Source organism: Paenibacillus tritici (assembly GCF_018207515.1).
Taxonomy (GTDB): Bacteria; Bacillota; Bacilli; order Paenibacillales; family Paenibacillaceae; genus Paenibacillus_AQ; species Paenibacillus_AQ tritici.
This window is the reverse complement of the sequence record NZ_CP073365.1, coordinates 4,204,501-4,223,822: the sequence shown is the minus strand read 5'-3', so window position 1 is coordinate 4,223,822 and position 19,322 is coordinate 4,204,501. Positions and strand designations below refer to the sequence as shown.

The 19,322-nt window shown below is 51.7% G+C and carries 17 protein-coding genes and 1 riboswitch; of the genes, 16 read left to right on the top strand and 1 reads right to left on the bottom strand.

Annotation, left to right across the window (positions count from 1 at the left end):
• The first annotated feature begins 161 nt into the window (after positions 1–161).
• Positions 162–1,091, top strand: coding sequence for a tyrosine-type recombinase/integrase (locus KDC22_RS18110; RefSeq protein WP_211719907.1), 930 nt, complete (start codon positions 162–164; stop codon positions 1,089–1,091).
• A gap of 227 nt (positions 1,092–1,318) precedes the next feature.
• On the opposite strand, the gene KDC22_RS18105 is transcribed toward KDC22_RS18110, so the two are convergent.
• Entirely contained in the window at positions 1,319–2,242 is a 924-nt protein-coding gene (locus tag KDC22_RS18105; RefSeq protein ID WP_173136948.1) for an L-lactate dehydrogenase, read from the bottom strand.
• Positions 2,243–2,415: 173 nt separating this feature from the next.
• Between KDC22_RS18105 and bcaP the strand changes: the two genes are divergently transcribed.
• The 15 genes from bcaP to KDC22_RS18030 all read left to right on the top strand — a co-directional run bounded on the left by bcaP (position 2,416) and on the right by KDC22_RS18030 (position 19,319).
• Entirely contained in the window at positions 2,416–3,801 is a 1,386-nt protein-coding gene (gene bcaP / locus KDC22_RS18100; protein WP_211719906.1) for a branched-chain amino acid transporter BcaP, read from the top strand.
• A gap of 76 nt (positions 3,802–3,877) precedes the next feature.
• Positions 3,878–5,116 (top strand): WD40/YVTN/BNR-like repeat-containing protein, encoded by a 1,239-nt coding sequence (locus KDC22_RS18095; protein WP_211719905.1) that lies wholly within the window; start codon positions 3,878–3,880, stop codon positions 5,114–5,116.
• A 573-nt stretch (positions 5,117–5,689) separates the two neighbouring features.
• Positions 5,690–5,866, top strand: a complete 177-nt coding sequence (locus KDC22_RS18090) for a hypothetical protein (protein ID WP_211719904.1) — start codon at positions 5,690–5,692, stop codon at positions 5,864–5,866.
• A gap of 204 nt (positions 5,867–6,070) precedes the next feature.
• Positions 6,071–6,460 (top strand): DUF2500 domain-containing protein, encoded by a 390-nt coding sequence (locus KDC22_RS18085; RefSeq protein WP_173136953.1) that lies wholly within the window; start codon positions 6,071–6,073, stop codon positions 6,458–6,460.
• Between the two features lie 213 nt (positions 6,461–6,673).
• Positions 6,674–7,096, top strand: coding sequence for a cell wall hydrolase (locus tag KDC22_RS18080; RefSeq protein WP_211719903.1), 423 nt, complete (start codon positions 6,674–6,676; stop codon positions 7,094–7,096).
• Between the two features lie 158 nt (positions 7,097–7,254).
• On the top strand, positions 7,255–7,656 hold the full coding sequence (gene gerQ, locus KDC22_RS18075) for a spore coat protein GerQ (RefSeq protein ID WP_246553746.1): 402 nt from the start codon (positions 7,255–7,257) through the stop codon (positions 7,654–7,656).
• A gap of 316 nt (positions 7,657–7,972) precedes the next feature.
• Positions 7,973–9,289, top strand: a complete 1,317-nt coding sequence (locus tag KDC22_RS18070; protein WP_173136957.1) for a hemolysin family protein — start codon at positions 7,973–7,975, stop codon at positions 9,287–9,289.
• 115 nt (positions 9,290–9,404) lie between these two features.
• A complete protein-coding gene (locus KDC22_RS18065; RefSeq protein ID WP_211719902.1) occupies positions 9,405–11,360 on the top strand; it encodes an ATP-binding protein in 1,956 nt (651 codons plus the stop codon).
• A 92-nt stretch (positions 11,361–11,452) separates the two neighbouring features.
• On the top strand, positions 11,453–12,208 hold the full coding sequence (locus KDC22_RS18060) for a DsbA family protein (RefSeq protein WP_211719901.1): 756 nt from the start codon (positions 11,453–11,455) through the stop codon (positions 12,206–12,208).
• Complete coding sequence (locus KDC22_RS18055) at positions 12,205–12,639, top strand: disulfide oxidoreductase (protein WP_211719900.1); 435 nt, start codon at positions 12,205–12,207, stop codon at positions 12,637–12,639. Before KDC22_RS18060 ends, KDC22_RS18055 begins: the two co-directional genes overlap by 4 nt.
• 225 nt (positions 12,640–12,864) lie before the next feature.
• Positions 12,865–13,023: riboswitch (cyclic di-AMP (ydaO/yuaA leader) on the top strand.
• A gap of 129 nt (positions 13,024–13,152) precedes the next feature.
• Positions 13,153–14,970, top strand: a complete 1,818-nt coding sequence (locus KDC22_RS18050; RefSeq protein WP_173136965.1) for an APC family permease — start codon at positions 13,153–13,155, stop codon at positions 14,968–14,970.
• A 198-nt stretch (positions 14,971–15,168) separates the two neighbouring features.
• A complete protein-coding gene (locus tag KDC22_RS18045) occupies positions 15,169–16,197 on the top strand; it encodes an ABC transporter substrate-binding protein (protein WP_211719899.1) in 1,029 nt (342 codons plus the stop codon).
• A 164-nt stretch (positions 16,198–16,361) separates the two neighbouring features.
• Complete coding sequence (locus KDC22_RS18040; RefSeq protein WP_211719898.1) at positions 16,362–17,423, top strand: FecCD family ABC transporter permease; 1,062 nt, start codon at positions 16,362–16,364, stop codon at positions 17,421–17,423.
• Complete coding sequence (locus KDC22_RS18035) at positions 17,420–18,454, top strand: FecCD family ABC transporter permease (protein WP_211719897.1); 1,035 nt, start codon at positions 17,420–17,422, stop codon at positions 18,452–18,454. Before KDC22_RS18040 ends, KDC22_RS18035 begins: the two co-directional genes overlap by 4 nt.
• A 58-nt stretch (positions 18,455–18,512) precedes the next feature.
• Complete coding sequence (locus tag KDC22_RS18030) at positions 18,513–19,319, top strand: ABC transporter ATP-binding protein (protein ID WP_173136969.1); 807 nt, start codon at positions 18,513–18,515, stop codon at positions 19,317–19,319.
• The last annotated feature ends 3 nt before the right edge of the window (positions 19,320–19,322 follow it).

The window sequence follows — 19,322 nt, the reverse complement described above, 5'->3', positions numbered from 1 at the left end:
TTATGGAGTATCAGATAATAGATCCATTGGAAAAACGGAATTATCGAATAGTATCTATGGTGTATTTCCTGATCAGAATCTGGAAATCTGGAGTATCGAAGCGATTAAGCAGAGAAACATGCTGCGCAGTGGAGAGCATCCGAAGCGGAGGGATACAGAGCATGAACGAGCTGGAATCATTTTACGAAGAAGAACTCGATGCCTTTCTCATCTGGATGAAGGACGCCGGGTATACAGCATACACCCAGAAATCGTACCTGGCCGATGTGCGGGAATTCCTGTCCAGCCTGAAGGGCAGAGAACTCGCTACTGTCAAAAAGCTGCATGTGGTCTCCTACCTGACCTCGGTCCGGGAACGCGGGGTCAGCGATGCTACCCGTAACCGCAAGCATGCTTCGGTGAACTGTCTGTTCAAGGCATTGTCGGAGCTGGAGCTGCTCACAATCAACCCGGCCGCAGGCATCAAGAAGTCCAAAACCGAAAAAAACCGTGAGCCGGTCTATCTGGATGAACAGGATCTGCAGCGGTTTTTGTCTGCGGTAGACGGCAAATACAGAAGCCGCAATCTTGCGGTCTTCTTGCTGATGTCTTACATGGGGCTGCGGGTAGGGGAAGTACATACACTGAATCTGAGTGATTATAATGTAGACAGGCGTTCCCTGCGGGTCTTCGGCAAAGGCCGCAAGTGGCGTAACATTCCGGTTCCGGAGGATATTGCTCCTTATCTTGACCAGGCGCTGAAGGATCGGCTGGCCCCGTGGCGCAGCAAGGAAGAGGCCATGTTCATCTCACAAAAAGGCCGCAGGTTATCGATTCGCGGAATTCAAGGGATCGCTGCGGATACCTTCAGCCGTTTCCAGAGTGAAGTGCCTTCGTCCCAGCAACGGGCGTATTCCAGCCATAAGCTGCGGCACTCTTTTGCCACCATGCTGCTGCGCAAGGGAGCGGATCTGCGGACCGTACAGGAGCTGCTGGGCCATTCTTCCATTCAGACGACTACGGTATATACGCATATTACCAGCCGGGAGAAGGAAGAAGCGATGTCCAGACTGCAAATCAGCAGCCCTGATAAGCTGACCGGAAGTCTGTAATCAACTGTCCAGTATACTTCGCACTTCAACTATGAACTTTTGTTCAAAATATCACACATAAACGACATGAAATGTGCGATTTTATAATGACAACTCCGCTATGTCTTGCTAACATGATATTTAGCCCGTTAACGCGTCTTCGCGGTTTGTTCGCGGTTTGTGTGTAATGGCAATGCGAAATAGCCGCCAATCCTCAGGGATTGGCGGCTGGCTTGTTCTGTCCGGAATTATAGCTCCAGCTTGGAGATTTCACCCTTGAGCTTGTCAGCGGATTGCTGGAACAAGCTCTGTTCTTCTTCGCTGAGCGGAAGATCCAGGACTTCACGTACACCGGAGCGGTCCACAACGCATGGCGCGCCGAGGAACACATCGGAGACACCATTATAGTTGTTCAGCAAGGTGGATACATTAAGAACGGAACCTTCATTGTTCAGGATAGAGGAGACAATGCGGTCCAGGGCAAGAGCAATGGCATAGGATGTTGATCCTTTGGCGTCAATGATCTCGTAAGCGGCGTTCTTCGTGTCCTCGAAGATTTCTTTGCGTTCGGCTTCATCGAAGCCCAGATCAATCCCCGCAACATTGGAGAGACTCCAGACCGGCAGCTCGGAATCGCCATGCTCCCCGATGATCTGTCCATGGATGCTGCGCGGGTCAATTTCCTTGTGCTTGCCGATCAGGTAACGGAAGCGGGCACTGTCCAGCACGGTTCCTGAACCGATAACGCGTCTGCGGTCGAAGCCGCTGATCTTCAGGGTGGCATATGACAGGATATCGACCGGGTTGGTGGCAATCAGCAGGATGGCATGATGATTGTATTTCGTGATTTTTTGGATGATATCTTTGAAGATCGAGATGTTCTTGCGAAGCAGGTCGATCCGGGTTTCTCCGGGTTTCTGAGAGGCACCGGCTGTGACTATAATGATGTCGGCATCGCGGCAATCCTCATAGGTACCGGCCCATAGCTTCACGCCCCCGACAAAGGGCATGCCATGGTTCATATCCAGCGCTTCACCCAGCGCCTTCTGATGGTTCACATCGATCAGTACAAGCTCAGGCATACGCTTACGCAGCAGCAGGGTATAGGCTGTAGTGGTTCCGACTGCGCCGGTACCGATCACCACAACACGATTGGGCTTAAATGGGGCCATTGTTAAATCTCCTCCAGCAATTGTATTTTGAAATTTCGTCCAATCTTATCCATCATAATCTCTAAGGATAGTGTTTTCAAGCTGTCCGCTTTTAATCCATTACCCCAAAAGGGACAAGTTAACAATGCTTTTCGTATTATCCACTCAACCACTTGACAGGAGCGAACTGAAGTATGGATTTATTCCGCAAAAAACCGCTGGCTATTCCCCAGAATGCCGGAACTGAGAAGCTTAGCAAGACACTGGGCGCACTCGATTTGACTATGCTCGGTGTGGGTGCCATAATCGGCACCGGAATCTTTGTAATGACGGGAGTGGCTGCTGCGGAGCATGCCGGCCCGGGCCTTGTCCTTTCCTTCATCATAGCGGGGATTGCCTGTGTGCTGTCCGCTTTGTGTTATTCTGAATTCGCATCTACCCTGCCTGTATCCGGCAGCGCCTACGCCTACAGCTATGTGGCATTTGGCGAATTACTCGCCTGGGTGCTCGGCTGGGACCTTGTCCTGGAATACGGGGTTGCCGCAGCAGCGGTAAGCAGCGGATGGTCCGGTTATTTCCAGGGCCTGCTGGAAGGCTTCGGGATACATTTGCCCACAGCTTTGTCTGGAGCGTATAATGCGGATAAGGGAACGTTCATTAATCTGCCTGCTGTCATCATTATTCTGCTGATCTCCTATCTGCTGACACGCGGGGTTAAGGAGACGGCCCGCTTCAACGCAGTGATGGTTGCAATCAAGCTCTCCGTGGTGCTGCTGTTTATTATCACAGGCATATTCTATGTGAAGCCCGAGAATTGGACTCCATTCCTGCCGTTTGGGATTCATGGCGTGATGAATGGCGCGGCCACTGTATTTTTTGCCTATATCGGCTTTGATGCCATCTCGACCGCCGCAGAAGAGGTGAAGCGTCCCCAGCGTGACCTCCCCATCGGGATTATCTCATCCCTGGCTATTTGTACGGTCCTCTATATCGCAGTTTCCCTGGTCCTGACTGGCATTGTGCCTTATCAGAACCTGAATGTCACTGATCCGGTGTCCTTTGCCCTGCGTTTCGTTGGCCAGAATATGGTTGCCGGACTGATCTCCATCGGGGCTATTGCAGGGATGACTACCGTGCTGCTGGTCATGCTGTTCGGCCAGACCCGGCTGCTGTTCGCCATCTCGCGTGACGGGCTGCTGCCGCAGAGCTTGTCCAAGGTTAGTCCCAAGACGCATACACCGGTTCGCAGTACCTGGATGGTGGGCAGCCTTATTGCCGTGCTTACCGGCTTCGTTCCTCTGGACCGGCTGGCTAACCTGACCAGTATCGGTACCTTATTTGCCTTCCTGGTTGTATCACTCGGTGTGATTATGCTTCGCCGTACGAAGACAGATCTTAGAAGAGGCTTCCGTGTTCCTTGGGTTCCTCTGGTTCCAATCCTAAGTGCGGCAGCCTGTGGTTACTTGATGTATAATCTCGGAACAGAAACCTGGATCGGCTTTGCCATCTGGGTTGCGATAGGACTGGTAATCTACGCTCTGTACGGTTACAAGCGCAGTAATTTGAATACGAAGAAATAATAACGGAAGAGGAGAGAGAGCATTGTCATCCCAAGCTTCAGGTTCCAAGGTTCTAAGAATGGCATTGGTGCTTCTTATGACACTGTTAGTGCTCTCGGCATGCTCATCCGCCCCTCCGCCGGAGCCGACCCGGCCCCCTCAGCCAACGGAAGTGCCGGAAGAGGGGCAGATGATCACTGTCATCACTCCGGATAACAAGAATGTCGATACCGAAAGCGTGCCAAAATACCAGATTCAGACCCGGCTGACGGATTTCAGGCTGCTGAACTCTTCAGCGGGACTGGCCTGGGGAGTTACAAGAAACGAACTGCGTATGTATATGACGCTGGATAATGGCAAGACCTGGGTGAATATCTCGCCTGCCACGAATGTGCAGTTTCTGAATAACCCGGTATACGGCAAGGAGATTTTCTTCACCGATCCCGGACACGGCTGGATTATACGAAGCTCGTTCGGCTCAACCGAAACCGTGGTGCTGCGCACAACGGATGGGGGGCACAGCTGGCAAATCTCTGCTTTTCCGGATTCCAACAATCTGTCCGCCATCTATTTCAGCTCACCCTCGCACGGCTGGCTGATGACCAAATGGGATGCCAGTGCCACGAAGGAGAGCAAAGCCCTGTATGCTACTAAGGATGGCGGAGCGACCTGGAGTCTGGTTATGCAGAATGAGCAGTATAACCCGAATCTGCCGAGCACTTCAATTCCGCACGCCGGGGTCACGACCGGGATGATCTTTAATGACGAGAGACATGGTTTTGTTACGCTGCAGACGGGAGCCCTGCCCAAGATCTTTATGACGAGGGACGGGGGGGCGACCTGGGTATCCGGTTCTGAATTCCTGGTCAATGACAGCTTTGTGGGCTGTGACAGGGTGGTGACGGGTGTGCCTGAATTCTTCGGCGAGAATGCTAGTGGAGGATGGATGCCGGTAGGCTGTCAGAAGGAAAAGGAAGGCAGCATGATCTACAACGGCTATTTTACCGCTAACGGGGGAGAGAACTGGAAGTTTAGCGGGTTCGGCCGGCCTGCAATGTCCGGGATGAACCGGCATATTGCTCCTGACTTTCTGAACTCTAAGGTGGGATGGTCGCTGGAAGGTGATCTGATCTATAAGACGGTTGATCAGGGATTGACATGGACGGCGCTTCCGGCCAGCAGTGTGCTGCAGTCCAAGCTTCTGGAATATCCTGAGGTAGTGAAGCTGCAATTCATCTCCAGCGATGTAGGCTGGCTGTTGATCGCGAAGGAGGAGGACCGCAAATCCATCCTGCTGCAGACGACTAACGGTGGCGTGAGCTGGCGCGTAATGTAGTAAACTTAGGGGCTGTCCGTTAACGGGCAGCCCCTTTTGACGCTCCTAAAGTGCCCAAATTCACCTCCGCCAACTTTTCCCTGCTGCATATTTTAAGTTCAATCTATATAGCAGTTGGATATTCTCCACTTGCTGATGAATGAATAAACACAGCTACAACCGTAGTTGGAAAAACAACACTTAAATTCGCCCATTCCACCCGTAATAGCGAAACGAACGATATTAAATGCTGTTTTTCCACTTGCTCTGGTCTATCCCTCTGAAATGGGCAAATTAAGCTACCTTTTTCCACTTGCTTGCTACCTGGGAGGGCGGTACCCTCTTCGAAGCCTAAGAGCGGCGGCGTGAGCTGGCGTGTAATGTAATGCGTGTAATGTAATATGTGTAATGTAATATGAAGGGGGCTGTCCGTTAACGGGCACCCCCTTTAATATAAGGAAAAATCTTATTTAAAATTTTCTTTAAAAATGTGAAAAAAATCACATGACAAATTTTAAATCCTGTGATATATTTAACACATAGAGAACAAGTTACTTTTTTCACAAACTTTCACCCCGAATAGGAGAGATTAAAATGACAACTTTTGAAACGGATTATATGACTAGAAACCTGATGCAATTGTGCTACAACTGTGATGACGCTCACCTGTGTGAAACCGAAGAACAATGCAGAGCCTGCTGGGCAGAGAACGGAATGCTGCCGGAAGAAAGCAATGAAACCAGACAATTGTTAGATCTCGTACATGCTTAATGTGATCGCCTCGCGGGTATTAATGAAGGCCATTTAGCTTCCCGGCAAGACCGGGTTCTGAATGGCCTTTTTGCCGTGCATTCCGCTTGGGGAATACAGTGAGACACTTCTCCCGGTGCTGTCTTGCAGACAAGAGGCATATACATGTAGAGAAGCCTGTAACAGCAGGTAAGCTAACTACTTGGGAATAAGGGGGAAGAGACAATGGGAAGTGATCCATCCTGGATGTTCGATTTTACAGGAACGGTATTGCCGGTCTTTGTCGCTCTGATCGTGGGGATCATCGCTGTATCAGCTGGCAGAGGACTGCTTCAGTGGAGCCGGAACAACAACGCCCCCCTGCAGTCCATTCCCGCCCGTATCGTGAGCAAGCGCACAGAAATGCGCCAGCAGTCTCAGGAGGATAATCTCTCCAGCCGGACCAGCACAACCTACTATCTGACCTATGAAGCTGAGGATGGGGTGCGGCGGGAGTTCAAGGTGGAAGGTCATGAATACGGTATGAGTGCGGAGGGGGATAGAGGCGTGCTAACCTACCAGGGCACACGGTATCATGGCTTTCAGCGGCGTCCTCATTACTCCACGGCGGAGTAGCCGGAGGGTATTCTTATCATAGAAAGTTACGTTTCCCCCTCGTTCCTTCACAGGAGCAAGGGGGTTTTTGGTTTGAAAAAACTTGGGCGCAGACTGTCACCTCTTGGGCGAATGCACATACAATACAGCGAGCAGCTAAAGAACAACGGAGATTTGAGCAGGGCGGCATGGCTGTCGTCACTGTCCATGAAATGAATGCAAGGAGGAGAACGCGTGGCTGTCATCAAAACAAACTCGGAGGACGTAAGGGTACTTGCGCGGCTGATGCGGGCAGAGGCTGAAGAGGACGGGGAGTCAGGTATGCTGATGGTCGGCAATGTCGGCGTGAACCGGATTCTTGGCAATTGCCTGGATTTCAACAACATCCGCAGTGTGAATGACATGGTGTACCAGAGCCCCGGAGGCTTTGAAGCGCCGCAGAAGGGATATTTCTATCAGCGGGCACGGGAAGCCGATATCCGGCTGGCGAAACGTGCCATTAATGGAGAAAGAACCTGGCCTGCCTCGAATGCGCTCTGGTTCTTCCGGCCTGTCGGAGACTGTCCGGCGAACTGGTACAATCAGCAGAATACCGGACGTTACAAAGCCCACTGCTTCTTCACCCCGACACAGGCAGATTGTCCGGCAGTATTCTAGGCAAGAAAGAGATGGTTAGTACACTTTTAGGAGGTAATCCGTACATGATCGTTCAACCGTACCGCCCAGTTCCTTATATGATGGGCAGCAACCCCGCAGGCAGCATGAACAATATGGATAACATGAGCAATATGAATAATATGAACAACATGAACAATATGGGACACATCGGAAATATGGGGCAAATGGGCCAAATGGGCAAAATGGGAGCCATGCCGCCCCAGGTGAGCAGCGGCAGCCCCATGATGCCTGGCGGAATGGTAGTCTCTACCGCTGCGCCTGTGTTTGAACAATCCTATATTGAGAATATTTTCCGGCTGAATCTTGGTAAGGTAGGTACCTTCTACTTCACTTATGAGAACAACAAAGACTGGAATGCCAAAGTCTATACAGGCGTGCTTGAAGCTGCCGGCCGTGACCACCTGATCATCAGTGACCGGGCTACAGGACAGCGGGTAGTGCTGCTGATGGTTAACTTCGATTATGCGACCTTTGAAGAGCCGCTTGTCTATCAATATCCGGGAGTTATCGGGAATCCGCTGGGTGTACGCAACTGCTGATAAGCTTTTCTGACCATTTATCCATAGATTAACCCAAAAACGGCTGTCCCCCTTTGTTTAAAGGCGGTCAGCCGTTTCTTTTGCTGCCTTCCTTACATATGCTGTATTTTTCGAGGGGACACGCATGGTTGCTGTTTCACCTAATATATTTATATAATGAAAGTATTATTTATAATTCGTGATTCATTACAGGAGATGAGGGCATTGGGGAGTTGATACGCAAGGAAGCACCTGGCGTTATCCAGTCTGACATTTTGAGCAAACGAAGGAGGTGGGCCTATCCATCCGTACAGGTTACGGTGGATAGGAGTATAAATTGAGCGACCCTTTACCCGGTATATTACATGTAGGACTTATTATTTTGCTTGTGCTGCTTAACGGTTTCTTTGTTTCGGTTGAGTATGCGATGGTGAAGGTGCGCAGCGGGCGCATTGAGTCACTGATTGAAGAAGGCAGTAAGAGAGCGTTAGCTGCAAGAAAAATCGTCCATAATCTGGATGGCTTCCTGTCCGCGTGTCAGCTTGGGGTTACCCTTGCTTCACTCGCACTGGGCTGGCTGGGTGAACCTGCCGTGGCCACGATTGTGGGGCCGCTGATTATGAAGCTGGGCTTTGGCGAGACCTCGGTGTTTGTCATCTCCCTGATTATAGCGTTTATGTTCATCACCGTTCTGCACATCGTACTTGGTGAGCTTGCGCCTAAGACCATTGCTGTGAATAAGGCAGAGGCTGTACTTCTGTTAACCGCGGGACCGATGAACGTGTTCTACCGGATTATGTTTCCTTTCATCTGGGTAGTGAACGGGCTGGCCCGGGGGCTGCTGCGTATCTTCCGTCTGGCACCGGCTTCCGAGCTGGCGACTGCGCATACGGAGGAAGAAATACGCATTCTGATGCAGGAGAGCAACAAAAGCGGTCTGATTGACAACACGGAAATGACGCTGGTCGATAATATTTTTGGATTTGCCGACACGATGGCCCGGGAGATTATGATTCCGCGTACAGAAATGATATGTCTGAACACCCATCTGGAGACGGAAGAGAATCTTGAGATTGCCTTCGACGGGATGAGAACCCGTTATCCGGTCTGTGAAGGAGACAAGGACCATATTCTTGGCTTCATTCATATTAAGGATATGATCCGGGACAATGCTCCGAAATATAATGAATTGATCCGTCCCATCCTGACTGTACCGGAATCCATTCAGATCAGCGCCCTCCTGAAGGTCATGCAGCGTGCCAAGACGCAAATCGCCATTCTAATTGATGAATATGGCGGTACCTCGGGTATGGTTACGCTGGAGGATATTATGGAGGAGATTGTCGGCGAGATTCAGGATGAGTTCGACGAGGAGCGCCCCGGCATTGAGCAGCTGGGAGAGGATGAGTTCTCCGTGGACGGACTGATGCTGATTGAAGAGATCAACGACAAGCTTGGCATCCATATGGAAACCGATGATTACGATACGATAGGCGGATGGCTGTATTCCAAGCTTGAAGTCAACCCGCCGCAAAAAGGCCAGACGATTGAGTTTGACAATCATTTATTTGTCGTAGAAGAAACAGACAACAAGCGGATTTCACGGATCAAGCTGCTGAAGCTGCAGTTTTTGACAGAGGAAGCCGGAGCATAAGCTGCATACATGACACGAAGCACGGCGCTACTATGGCGCTGTGCTTTTTTTGCATGCCCAAATGTGGCGATCCTCCGATTCGGGGGGAATGGGGGCGGGTAAGGAGTGTAAATAGATGAAATATATCCGATTCAAGAAAGGGGCGGGAGCGTTGGAGCATCCTCTTAACACTTACAATGATCTGCTTGTCCTCTTATCGGTTGCGATAGCTTTTTTGTCCTGCTTCACAGCACTGGATCTCACAGAACGGCTGCTCCGCAGCCAGCGGGGCCCGCGTTATATATTATTAATCTCCCTGGTACTCGGTACCGGAATGTGGAGTATGCATTTCATCGGGATGCGCGCAATGGATATGGGCGTTCCGGTGTCGTATGATCTGCTGCTGCTGGCGTTCTCTTTGATCATTCCTGTGGCAGCTTCTTATATGCTGTTAGTGATGCTTAATAACCAGCGTACCCGCAGCAGGATTTATCTGGGGCTGGGCGGCCTGTTGTTCAGCAGCGGTATTCTGATTATGCATTTCAGCGGCATTCTGTCGATGAAGCTTACAGCAAGCTATGAACAAGGCGCTTTTTCCATGATTCTGTCGGTATTGTTCGCCTTGATTGTCCCTGTTATTACCGCATCCTACGATCCCAAGTGGCTGGAGAAGGACTACAATATGTTCAGCTTCAAAAAACTGCTGCTTGTCATCACCTTGACCGGCGCATTCACAGGTATCCATTATGCCGCCATGGCGGGTGCTTCCTTCCCTATGGTTGAGCCGTCCAATGCTACCCGGCGAATGCTCTTCCTGAATGATTCTGTACTGGGGCTGCTCCTGGCCGGCTCATTCTTGTTCATTGTGTCGATCGTTCTTGCCCTGCTGTACAGGGACCGGCAGCGGGTACTCCAGGCGGCTGCCTTCAATGAGCAGCGGTATACTGCCTTATTCGAGCATAGTCCGGATATGGTGATGTGCATTGATCCGGCCCGCAAGAAGATCATCAGTGTGAACCCTTCCCTGCGGAACACTACCGGATACGGCACAGAAGAGCTGGGGAATTATAAAGCGATACTGTACAGTGAGCGGGATGAAGCAGCCGTCAGGGATGCCGTACTCCGCGCCTCGCGGGGCCAATCCTCCAAGCTGGAGCTTAAGGTCCGGACCAAAGGCGGCGAGCAGCTCATCTGCAGCGTCACCGTGTTTCCTTTGCAGCATCATACGGAACAGCTGGTCTATATCGTAGCCGAGGATGTCACTACCCTGATGAAGTTTCAATATGAGCTGATGGAGGCGCGGGACGCCGCTGAGAGTGCAGTCACGATGAAAAGCGAGTTCCTGGCTACCATGAGCCATGAAATCCGCACACCGCTGAATGGTATTATCGGGATCAATCAGCTATTGGCCGAGGAGATCAGCAATCCTGAACATCTGGAGCTGCTGCAGCTCCAGAGCACCAGCGGCCACGCGTTGCTGAAGGTCATGAGCGATATTCTCGATATCTCCCGGCTGGAGGCGGATAGCCTGGCCCTGACGAAGGATGATTTTCAGCTGAAGGCGCTGTTGCAGGGCTGCATGGATCTGTTCATGGTGAGCACTCAAGACAAGCCGTTATCGCTTGAGCTGGAGATGGAAGAAGGGCTTCCCGACAACTTCGCCGGAGACTCGCAGCGTCTTCGCCAGATTCTGATCAATCTGATTGGCAATGCGGTGAAATTCACTCCATCCGGCACGATAACCGTTAAAGTAGAGTCCTATGGCGTTAGAGAGAGCGCTCAGTCTCTGCAATTTATGGTGCGTGATACCGGAATTGGCATTTCACCGGATAAGCTGCAGCTGCTGTTTCAAACCTTCTCCCAAGTGGACGGGTCACATACCCGCAAATACCCCGGCACGGGTCTGGGGCTTGCGATCTGCAAGAAGCTGGTGGATTTGATGCAGGGAGAGATCTGGGTGGAGCCGGCAGAGGGGGGAGGCACCCAGTTTTTTTTCAGAATTAAGCTGCAGTCGCTGGAGCATTCACCGGAGCTGTTCTTCGGCAAAGAGAAAGAGGATGGGGGAGCGCAGGAGACGACGGAAGCTGTATAATACAGGTTTGCCAAAAAGAGAGCTTTGATTATATACTTTGAAAGTAACTATTCTTTTATCACGACAGTCCAGAGGACGGAAAGGAACTCTCTTTGAGCAAACCAAAAAAGAACAATGTCACGGTTCCCCAGATGAGCAAGCAGGAGAAGCGCAAGACAGAGCTGGAGCAGCAGAAGCAGAAAACGAGAATTCTGATCGTGAGTACAGTGGCCATCGTCGTTATTATTTTTGTCGGATTATACCTGCTTGCCTCTAAGGACAGCTCAGCCCCGGGCTCCACGGCTGAACCGGTTAATTTCAATTACAGCGAGATGATACGCCTAGGCAAGGAAGATGCTCCGGTCAAAATTGTGGAATTCGGCGATTTCAAATGTCCGGCCTGCGCCCAGTTCACAGGGGTCATGAAACCGCAGATCGTGCAGGAGTATGTGAATCAGGATAAAGCGGCCTTTTACTTTGTGAACTTAGCCTTCCTTGCTGCGGATTCCAAAACAGCCTCGCTTGCAGCACTTTCGGTCTATCATCAGAACCAGGAAGCCTTCTGGAAGTACTTCGATGCGATGTATGCCAACCAGGGGAATGAGGACAAAGAATGGGCAACACCGGACTACCTGGTAAGTCTCGCCAAGCAGTTGGAACTGCCGGTGGACTACGATCTGCTGCGCAAAGACATTGAAGACCGTACCTATACAAGTGAACTGAACCGTGATATTCAGGTCGCAACCGACGCTGGAGTGACAACTACACCTACCGTGTTCGTGAATGGAGTCAAGGTGAAGGAGCCCTTCAATATGGAGGAGATTGACGCTCAGATCCAGGCAGCAACGGAAGCTGCGGCAGCCCAATGACAGCCTTCTCTGCCTTCTGCCGCCGCAACTGTCTCTACTTGGCCTGGTTTGTCTGTGTTATTGCTGTAGCGGGAAGCTTATATCTCAGTGAAGTTCTGGGGTATGAGCCCTGTAAGTTATGCTGGTTCCAGCGGATTTTCATGTACCCGCAGCTCTTCTTGCTGGGAATTGCCACCTACCGGGGGGACAAGCGTATTATCCCTTATGTTCTTCCCCTGAGTCTGATCGGCGGCAGCATCTCTATCTATCATTATGCAGAGCAGAAAATACCGGCACTCAGCAAGGTGCTCCCCTGTACAATCGGCGTGCCGTGCAACAAAGATTATCTGAATCTTTTCGGATTTATAACGATCCCTTTGCTTGCACTTATTGCGTTCGCACTCATCGCCATTCTGCTATGGACAGGACGCAAAGAGGACACTGTGGAGTAGGAGCCGGCAGGCAGGCTGAAGAGGTGAACATTCCTTTAAATTAAGCGGAAATTAATGTTCAAAAACACTGTAAAATCAAGCGATATAGGGATAATGAAAGAGAATGAAAGATCAAGACATACCGGATCATGGATTTGGTGGTTTTGGATGCTTTTCATTCTTTTTTCATTTGTTTCACCGCTTTACGGAAGCCGTATTGTAGCTTAATATTAGTCCTTGTGAGAAGTTGAATATGCGCTGAATTTTCCGGTAGGAAAAACGGGGGAACCAAACTTGGCCCAGTGCCAAAGGGGTGAATCGGAAGCGGGTCAGAAGACTCGTAACCGTAGGGCTACCACAGCCCGAATCCGCCAGCTAACCTCGTAAGCATTAGTGGGATAATGACCATGCACATCAAGGCATGCGGATCATTTCCGTATGCTTATTTTGGTGCCTGCATTTATGAAATCCACTTATGAAAACAGCGCACGGAATTTCCGTTTCAACTTAACAAAGAGAGGAACTGTTACTACAATGGTAAGCAAGGTAAAACGACTATTGATCGGGCGTCCGATGAAGTCGAACGAACTCGATCATGAAAAGTTATCCAAGGTGAAAGCACTGGCTGTCCTGTCTTCTGATGCGCTCTCGTCTGTAGCCTACGGAACAGAACAAATTCTAATCGTACTTGTGGCCGCCGGGTTCACAGCTATCTGGTACTCATTGCCAATTGCATTAGCCGTCTTGGGCTTGCTGGCCATTCTGATTTTGTCCTACCGGCAGACGATATTTGCTTATCCGCAGGGCGGGGGCGCCTATATTGTTGCCAAGACCAATCTCGGGGTTCACACCGGCCTGCTGGCTGGCGGCTCTCTTCTGGTGGATTACATTCTGACTGTGGCGGTAAGCGCCTCGGCGGGGACGGATGCGATCACCTCAGCCTTTCCAAGTCTTCATAATCACACTGTTCTTATAGCGGTATCTGTAATTTTGCTTCTAACGATTGTCAATCTGCGGGGGGTTACCGAATCCGCTTCATTCATAGCGATCCCGGTATATCTGTTCGTAGTCTCGATCTTTGTGCTGATTATCTCGGGTGTCTTCAAGTATATAACCGGCGGGGCCCATGTCCATGTTCCCGAGATTGGGTCGGCGGTATCGAACGTCAGTATGTTCCTGCTGCTGAAGGCGTTCAGCTCCGGCTGTTCTGCCCTTACCGGGGTTGAAGCAGTCTCCAATGCCATTCCTAACTTCCAGGCACCGGCGGAGAAAAATGCAGCCAAAACGCTGATGCTGATGGGTCTGATTCTCGGTGTAATGTTCACCGGAATTACGCTGCTCGCTTACTGGTATGGCATCATGCCGGATGCGAAGGCAACGGTGGTCTCTCAGATCACGGAATCTACCTTTGGCCGTGGCGGATTATACTTTTTCATCCAGGGGATTACGGCAGTCATCCTGTTCCTGGCGGCGAATACAGCCTATTCGGCCTTTCCGCTGCTGGCGTTCATGTTCGCCAAAGATAAATATCTGCCCCATGCCTTCATGGTACGCGGCGACCGGCTGGGCTTCTCCAACGGTATTATATTCCTCGGCGTCATGTCGGCAGTGCTTGTAGCAGCTTTTCACGGAAATACCGAAGGCTTGATTCCATTATATGCAGTAGGGGTATTCATTCCCTTCACACTGTCGCAGCTTGGGATGATGGTACAGTGGTACAGAACCAGACCAAAAGGCTGGCAGAGCAAATTCGCCGTGAATACGGTAGGGATGCTTACCACATTGACCATAACCCTGATCTTCATTATTACCAAGTTCTCCAGCGTGTGGATGGCCTTCATCTTCCTGCCGGTAGTCATCATTGTGTTCCACCGGATTCACCGCCATTATATGAATATTGCCGATCAGCTGCGTATTTGTCCGGCTACCGATAAGCCTTGCATCAAAGGCAGTACCGTTGTAGTTCCGGTGGCGGGTGTCACCCGTGCGGTGCTGCATTCGATCAGCTATGCGAAGTCACTGACCAATAATGTTGTCGCGGTCTATGTAGGGTTCGATGAAGAAGAGATTCACAAGATGGAGCAGAAGTGGGAGGAGTGGAACCCCGGAGTGCGCCTGATTGTCCTGCGCTCCCGTTACCGCAGCATTCTCCGCCCGCTGGTGAAATTCATAGATACGGTAGAGTGGAAGACCGCTTCGACGGACCATATCACCGTACTGATTCCGCAGTTCGTGACCAAGCACTGGTGGCAGGCCGTGCTGCATAATCAGACCAGCCTGTTCATCCGCTCTTATCTGATGAATCAGAAGGATATTGTGATTGCAACGGTTCCGTATCATTTGCACAAATAGACTTTTTCTCTACATGTATAACGGCTGTTTCCGTAGCTTACGGGAACAGCCGTTTTTGGTTGGACGGCAGGAGAATATAACAGAAAGGTGACTTTTCAGTTGACATAGAGAATGAGAATCAATATCATCAGTATGTAAGATGCTAAGGCAACAGGCACTAGTGCTAAACATGAAGGTACATATCAGGAGGGGTATTCAATGTTTTTGTTCAACCTGCAAGGATCAGGAAGTGTGAAGCTGGCGGTAGCCGGACTTCTGACCACAACATTGCTGCTGTCCGCTTGCGGAAATAACAATAGTAATGCAGGCGGCAACGGTGCTGCAGCAACTACTGCACCTTCCGCAACTGTAGAAGCCACTGCGGCACCTGCAGAGTCAGCCGCACCTGCTGTGGACAAGACCGTCACAGACGCAATGGGACATAAGGTCACCATTCCCGCCAATCCGCAGCGTGTAATTGCTTCTTATCTGGAGGATTATCTGGTTGCACTCGGCGTGACTCCGGTTGCCCAGTGGTCTACTAAGAACGGTACGCAGGATTACCTCGCTGCTGAGCTTAATGATGTCCCGCCGATCAGCTACGACCTGCCACTCGAAGCGGTTACCGGCTTCGCGCCAGATTTCCACATCGTCCAGTCGGAAGGCACCGTTCAGAACGGGCTCTATGACCAGTTGAACAAAATTGCGCCAACCTATGTACTCGGCGATGAAGTCAGTAGTGACTGGCGCGCAGCCTTGCTCAAGATAGGAGAGCTGCTGAATAAGACTCCGGAAGCGGAGAAGGCCATTGCAGACTATGAACAAAAGGCGGCTTCCGCCAAAGCTGCTGTCTCTGCTGCAATCGGCGATGATTCAGTAGCCATTTTGTGGCTGGTGTCGAAGAACTTCTTCATCGTTGACGAGACCCGCAGCAGCGGTGCAGTGATGTATGGCGATCTTGGAGTGAAGCTCCCGAATCTGGTGACCGAGATTCCTGCGGAATCCAGAGCACCGTGGAATCCAATCTCACTAGAGAAATTGTCTGAGCTGACTGCAGAGCATATCATTCTGGTGAACAGTGACAAGGCAGGCGGAGCTGAGATTACAGAGGGCGCAGTCTGGAAGGGGATTCCGGCCGTCAAGGCAGGGAATGTTCACGAATTCAGTGCAGATACCAGCTGGCTGTATAGCGGTCCTATAGCCAATTCCAAAACAATTGATGATATCCTGAGCAGTTTTGTAAAATAAGTCTTTTTGTCGGCGGGAGAATAGTGCAGGCTTTTATATCCCCCGGGTATAAAAGCCTGCTTTTTTGTCTATTAACGGGTTGAACAATATTCATATCTTTGCGATAATGAAAATGAGAATGATAATCATTTGTATCCTCTATAATCCTGATAAGGAGACGGCTTATGGCTTCATCTACACATTCTACTCTACAAGCTCCTTCTGATGAAGGGAATGCACCTGTCCAGTCGAGGCCGGTTGCCGCAGCTGCTATTCTGGTGCTGGGAATAGCTGCGATCCTCTTCGGCCTGATGGTATCTGTATCGGTTGGCGCGGCGGATATCGGGCTGGCTACCGTATGGGAGGCCGTCTTCCGGTTCAATCCGGATCTGCCGCAGCATCAGGTCATCCGGGAGCTGCGAATTCCCCGGGCTGCCGCAGGAGCACTGGTCGGCGCATGCTTTGCTGTTGCCGGTGCGATTATGCAGGGGATGACCCGCAACCCGCTGGCGGATTCCGGGCTGCTCGGTCTTAATGCCGGAGCGGGTGTCGGACTGGCCCTGGCCTTTGCCTTTGCGCCTTCGTTGTCCTTCACGTACATCATGATGTATTGCTTCATTGGAGCGGCTGTGGCCTCGCTGCTGGTATTCGGCATCGGCTCACTCTCCCATAGCGGACTAACTCCGCTCCGGCTGACCCTCGCAGGTGCGGCAGTGAGTGCTATGCTGCTTGCGGTCAGCCAAGGCATCGCCATTCTGTATAGCCTCTCTCAGGATATCGCATTCTGGATGGCAGGCGGGATCGGCGGAGCGAGCTGGAAGCAGCTGCGGATTATGTTTCCTTGGGTCGCGGCAGCCCTGATCGGTTCGCTGATCCTTTCACGTTCCATTACGTTATTAAGCCTGGGCCGGGATGTTGCCGCCGGTTTGGGCCAGCGCACCCGTCTGGTACAGACCGCAGGGATGATTCTAGTGGTCATCCTCGCCGGAGCGGCGGTCTCCACCGTGGGCCCGATCGCTTTTGTCGGATTAATGGTTCCGCATATCACGCGTTATCTGGTTGGGGTGGACTACCGCTGGATTATTCCCTGCTCTGCGGTCCTTGGAAGTATCCTGGTCCTGTTTGCCGATATTGCTGCCAGAATGATTAATGCACCCTACGAAACACCGATAGGTGCCTTAATTGCGGTACTCGGTGTACCGTTCTTCATCTATCTGGCCGGTAAACGCAAGGGGGAGCTGCAATGAACAGGTTCCTGCCGTTCCCTCCGGATAAACCGCGCCGTTCAAGAGATGTCAGTATTCTGATACTGCTTGCTGCGCTTATCGTCATTCTGTTTCTGGTCAGTATGAATACCGGCTTTATGCGTTTATCGCCGTTCGAAGTTCTACATACCCTGTCCGGCAACGGAACCCGGCAGCAGCAGCTGATCCTGTTTGATTTCCGGCTGCCGCGGATAGTGATATCCCTGCTCATCGGTGCGGGCTTCGCGGTAGCCGGTTCCATTCTGCAAGGCTTGTCGCGCAATGCTCTCGCTGAGCCTTCCACACTCGGGATAAACGCCGGAGCCGGATTCGCCGTGCTGATCTTCATCTCATTTGTGCCGGCAACGACAGCCGCCCCCATCTTCGTCCTTCCGCTGCTGGCGCTGGCAGGGGCTTCGCTTACAGCCGCACTGGTCTATTTCCTGTCTTACAGGAGAGCAGACGGGCTCTCGCCGACTCGGCTTATCCTGATCGGGATTGCCGTGGGTGCCGGGATTTATGCGTTTCAGCTGATCCTCTCCTTGAGACTGGACCCGCAGAATTATCAGTTCGTGGCCATCTGGCTGGCCGGAAAAATCTGGGGCGGAGACTGGCGCTTCGTGCTGGCCCTGTTACCCTGGATAATGATCTTTGTGCCCTTCGCATGCTACAAAGCCCGGGTACTCAATGTACTGAACCTGGGTGATGAGACCTCCAAAGGACTTGGAATGCCGCTGGAGCGGGAACGTCTGCTGCTCTTGGCTGCAGCTGTTGCTCTGGCAGGCGCCTGTGTCTCGGTCAGCGGAGGGATCGGGTTTGTCGGACTGATTGCACCGCATCTTGCCCGCAGACTTGTAGGCCCGCGTCATCAGATCATGCTGCCCGTAGCCGCTTTGAGCGGTGCCCTGCTGCTGCTCACGGCAGACACTATCGGGCGCTGGATTCTGCAGCCCGCAGAGATACCTACAGGTATCGTGGTGGCGATCATCGGAGCCCCGTACTTTTTATATCTGTTGGCTAAGTCGAAGGCTTAACTATAGGTATTGATAAATGAGGTTTGCATAAAAATTAAAATTTCAAGGAGTGAAGATCATGTCGGATCGTTTAAATACGGAACAGCTGAGCATCGGATACGCGGAAGCATTGATTGTAAAGGGGCTGAATCTGTCACTGCCGACCGGGAAGATTACGGCACTCGTCGGGGCGAACGGTTCGGGGAAATCTACGATTCTTAAGACGATGGCCCGGATCATGAAGCCGAAGAGCGGCAGCGTCATGCTTGACGGGAAGTCGATCCACAACCTGTCCACCAAAGAGGTGGCCCGGCAATTGGCGATTCTGCCGCAGAATCCTACCGCCCCGGACGGCTTGACGGTATCGGAGCTGGTGGGCTACGGCCGGTACCCGCATCAGAAGGGCTTCGGCAGCCTGACGCCTGAAGACCGCAGCATTATCGCGGAGGCGATCGCAGTGACCGGAATGAACGAGTTCCATGACCGGCCGATCGACCGGCTGTCCGGCGGACAGCGGCAGCGGGCCTGGATCGCTATGGCGCTGGCGCAGCAGACGGATATTCTGTTCCTTGACGAGCCGACAACGTTCCTGGATATGGCCCATCAGCTTGAGGTTCTGCAGCTGCTGCAGAAGCTGAATGAGAAGGAAGGCCGGACGATTATAATGGTTGTGCATGATCTGAACCACGCCTCCCGGTATGCGCAGCACATGGTAGCGATCAAATCGGGCAATGTAATTAGTGAAGGCCCTCCGGTTGAAGTCATGACACCGGGAGTACTGCGTGAGGTATTCGGCATTGAGGCGGATATTGTACCTGATCCGCGTACCGGTGTGCCGCTGTGTCTACCCTACGAGCTGGCCGCATACAAGGCTGTCGGGCTATAGCTG

Bases quoted from the DNA above. Each gene is read 5' to 3' on its own strand.
- KDC22_RS18035 (WP_211719897.1), top strand. From the start codon at position 17,420: ATGAACAGGTTCCTGCCGTTCCCTCCGGATAAACCGCGCCGTTCAAGA.
- KDC22_RS18030 (WP_173136969.1), top strand. From the start codon at position 18,513: ATGTCGGATCGTTTAAATACGGAACAGCTGAGCATCGGATACGCGGAA.
- KDC22_RS18090 (WP_211719904.1), top strand. From the start codon at position 5,690: ATGACAACTTTTGAAACGGATTATATGACTAGAAACCTGATGCAATTG.
- KDC22_RS18085 (WP_173136953.1), top strand. From the start codon at position 6,071: ATGGGAAGTGATCCATCCTGGATGTTCGATTTTACAGGAACGGTATTG.
- gerQ (WP_246553746.1), top strand. From the start codon at position 7,255: ATGGGACACATCGGAAATATGGGGCAAATGGGCCAAATGGGCAAAATG.
- KDC22_RS18050 (WP_173136965.1), top strand. From the start codon at position 13,153: ATGGTAAGCAAGGTAAAACGACTATTGATCGGGCGTCCGATGAAGTCG.
- KDC22_RS18110 (WP_211719907.1), top strand. From the start codon at position 162: ATGAACGAGCTGGAATCATTTTACGAAGAAGAACTCGATGCCTTTCTC.
- KDC22_RS18065 (WP_211719902.1), top strand. From the start codon at position 9,405: ATGAAATATATCCGATTCAAGAAAGGGGCGGGAGCGTTGGAGCATCCT.
- KDC22_RS18045 (WP_211719899.1), top strand. From the start codon at position 15,169: ATGTTTTTGTTCAACCTGCAAGGATCAGGAAGTGTGAAGCTGGCGGTA.
- KDC22_RS18055 (WP_211719900.1), top strand. From the start codon at position 12,205: ATGACAGCCTTCTCTGCCTTCTGCCGCCGCAACTGTCTCTACTTGGCC.
- bcaP (WP_211719906.1), top strand. From the start codon at position 2,416: ATGGATTTATTCCGCAAAAAACCGCTGGCTATTCCCCAGAATGCCGGA.
- KDC22_RS18105 (WP_173136948.1), bottom strand. From the start codon at position 2,242: ATGGCCCCATTTAAGCCCAATCGTGTTGTGGTGATCGGTACCGGCGCA.
- KDC22_RS18095 (WP_211719905.1), top strand. From the start codon at position 3,878: ATGACACTGTTAGTGCTCTCGGCATGCTCATCCGCCCCTCCGCCGGAG.
- KDC22_RS18040 (WP_211719898.1), top strand. From the start codon at position 16,362: ATGGCTTCATCTACACATTCTACTCTACAAGCTCCTTCTGATGAAGGG.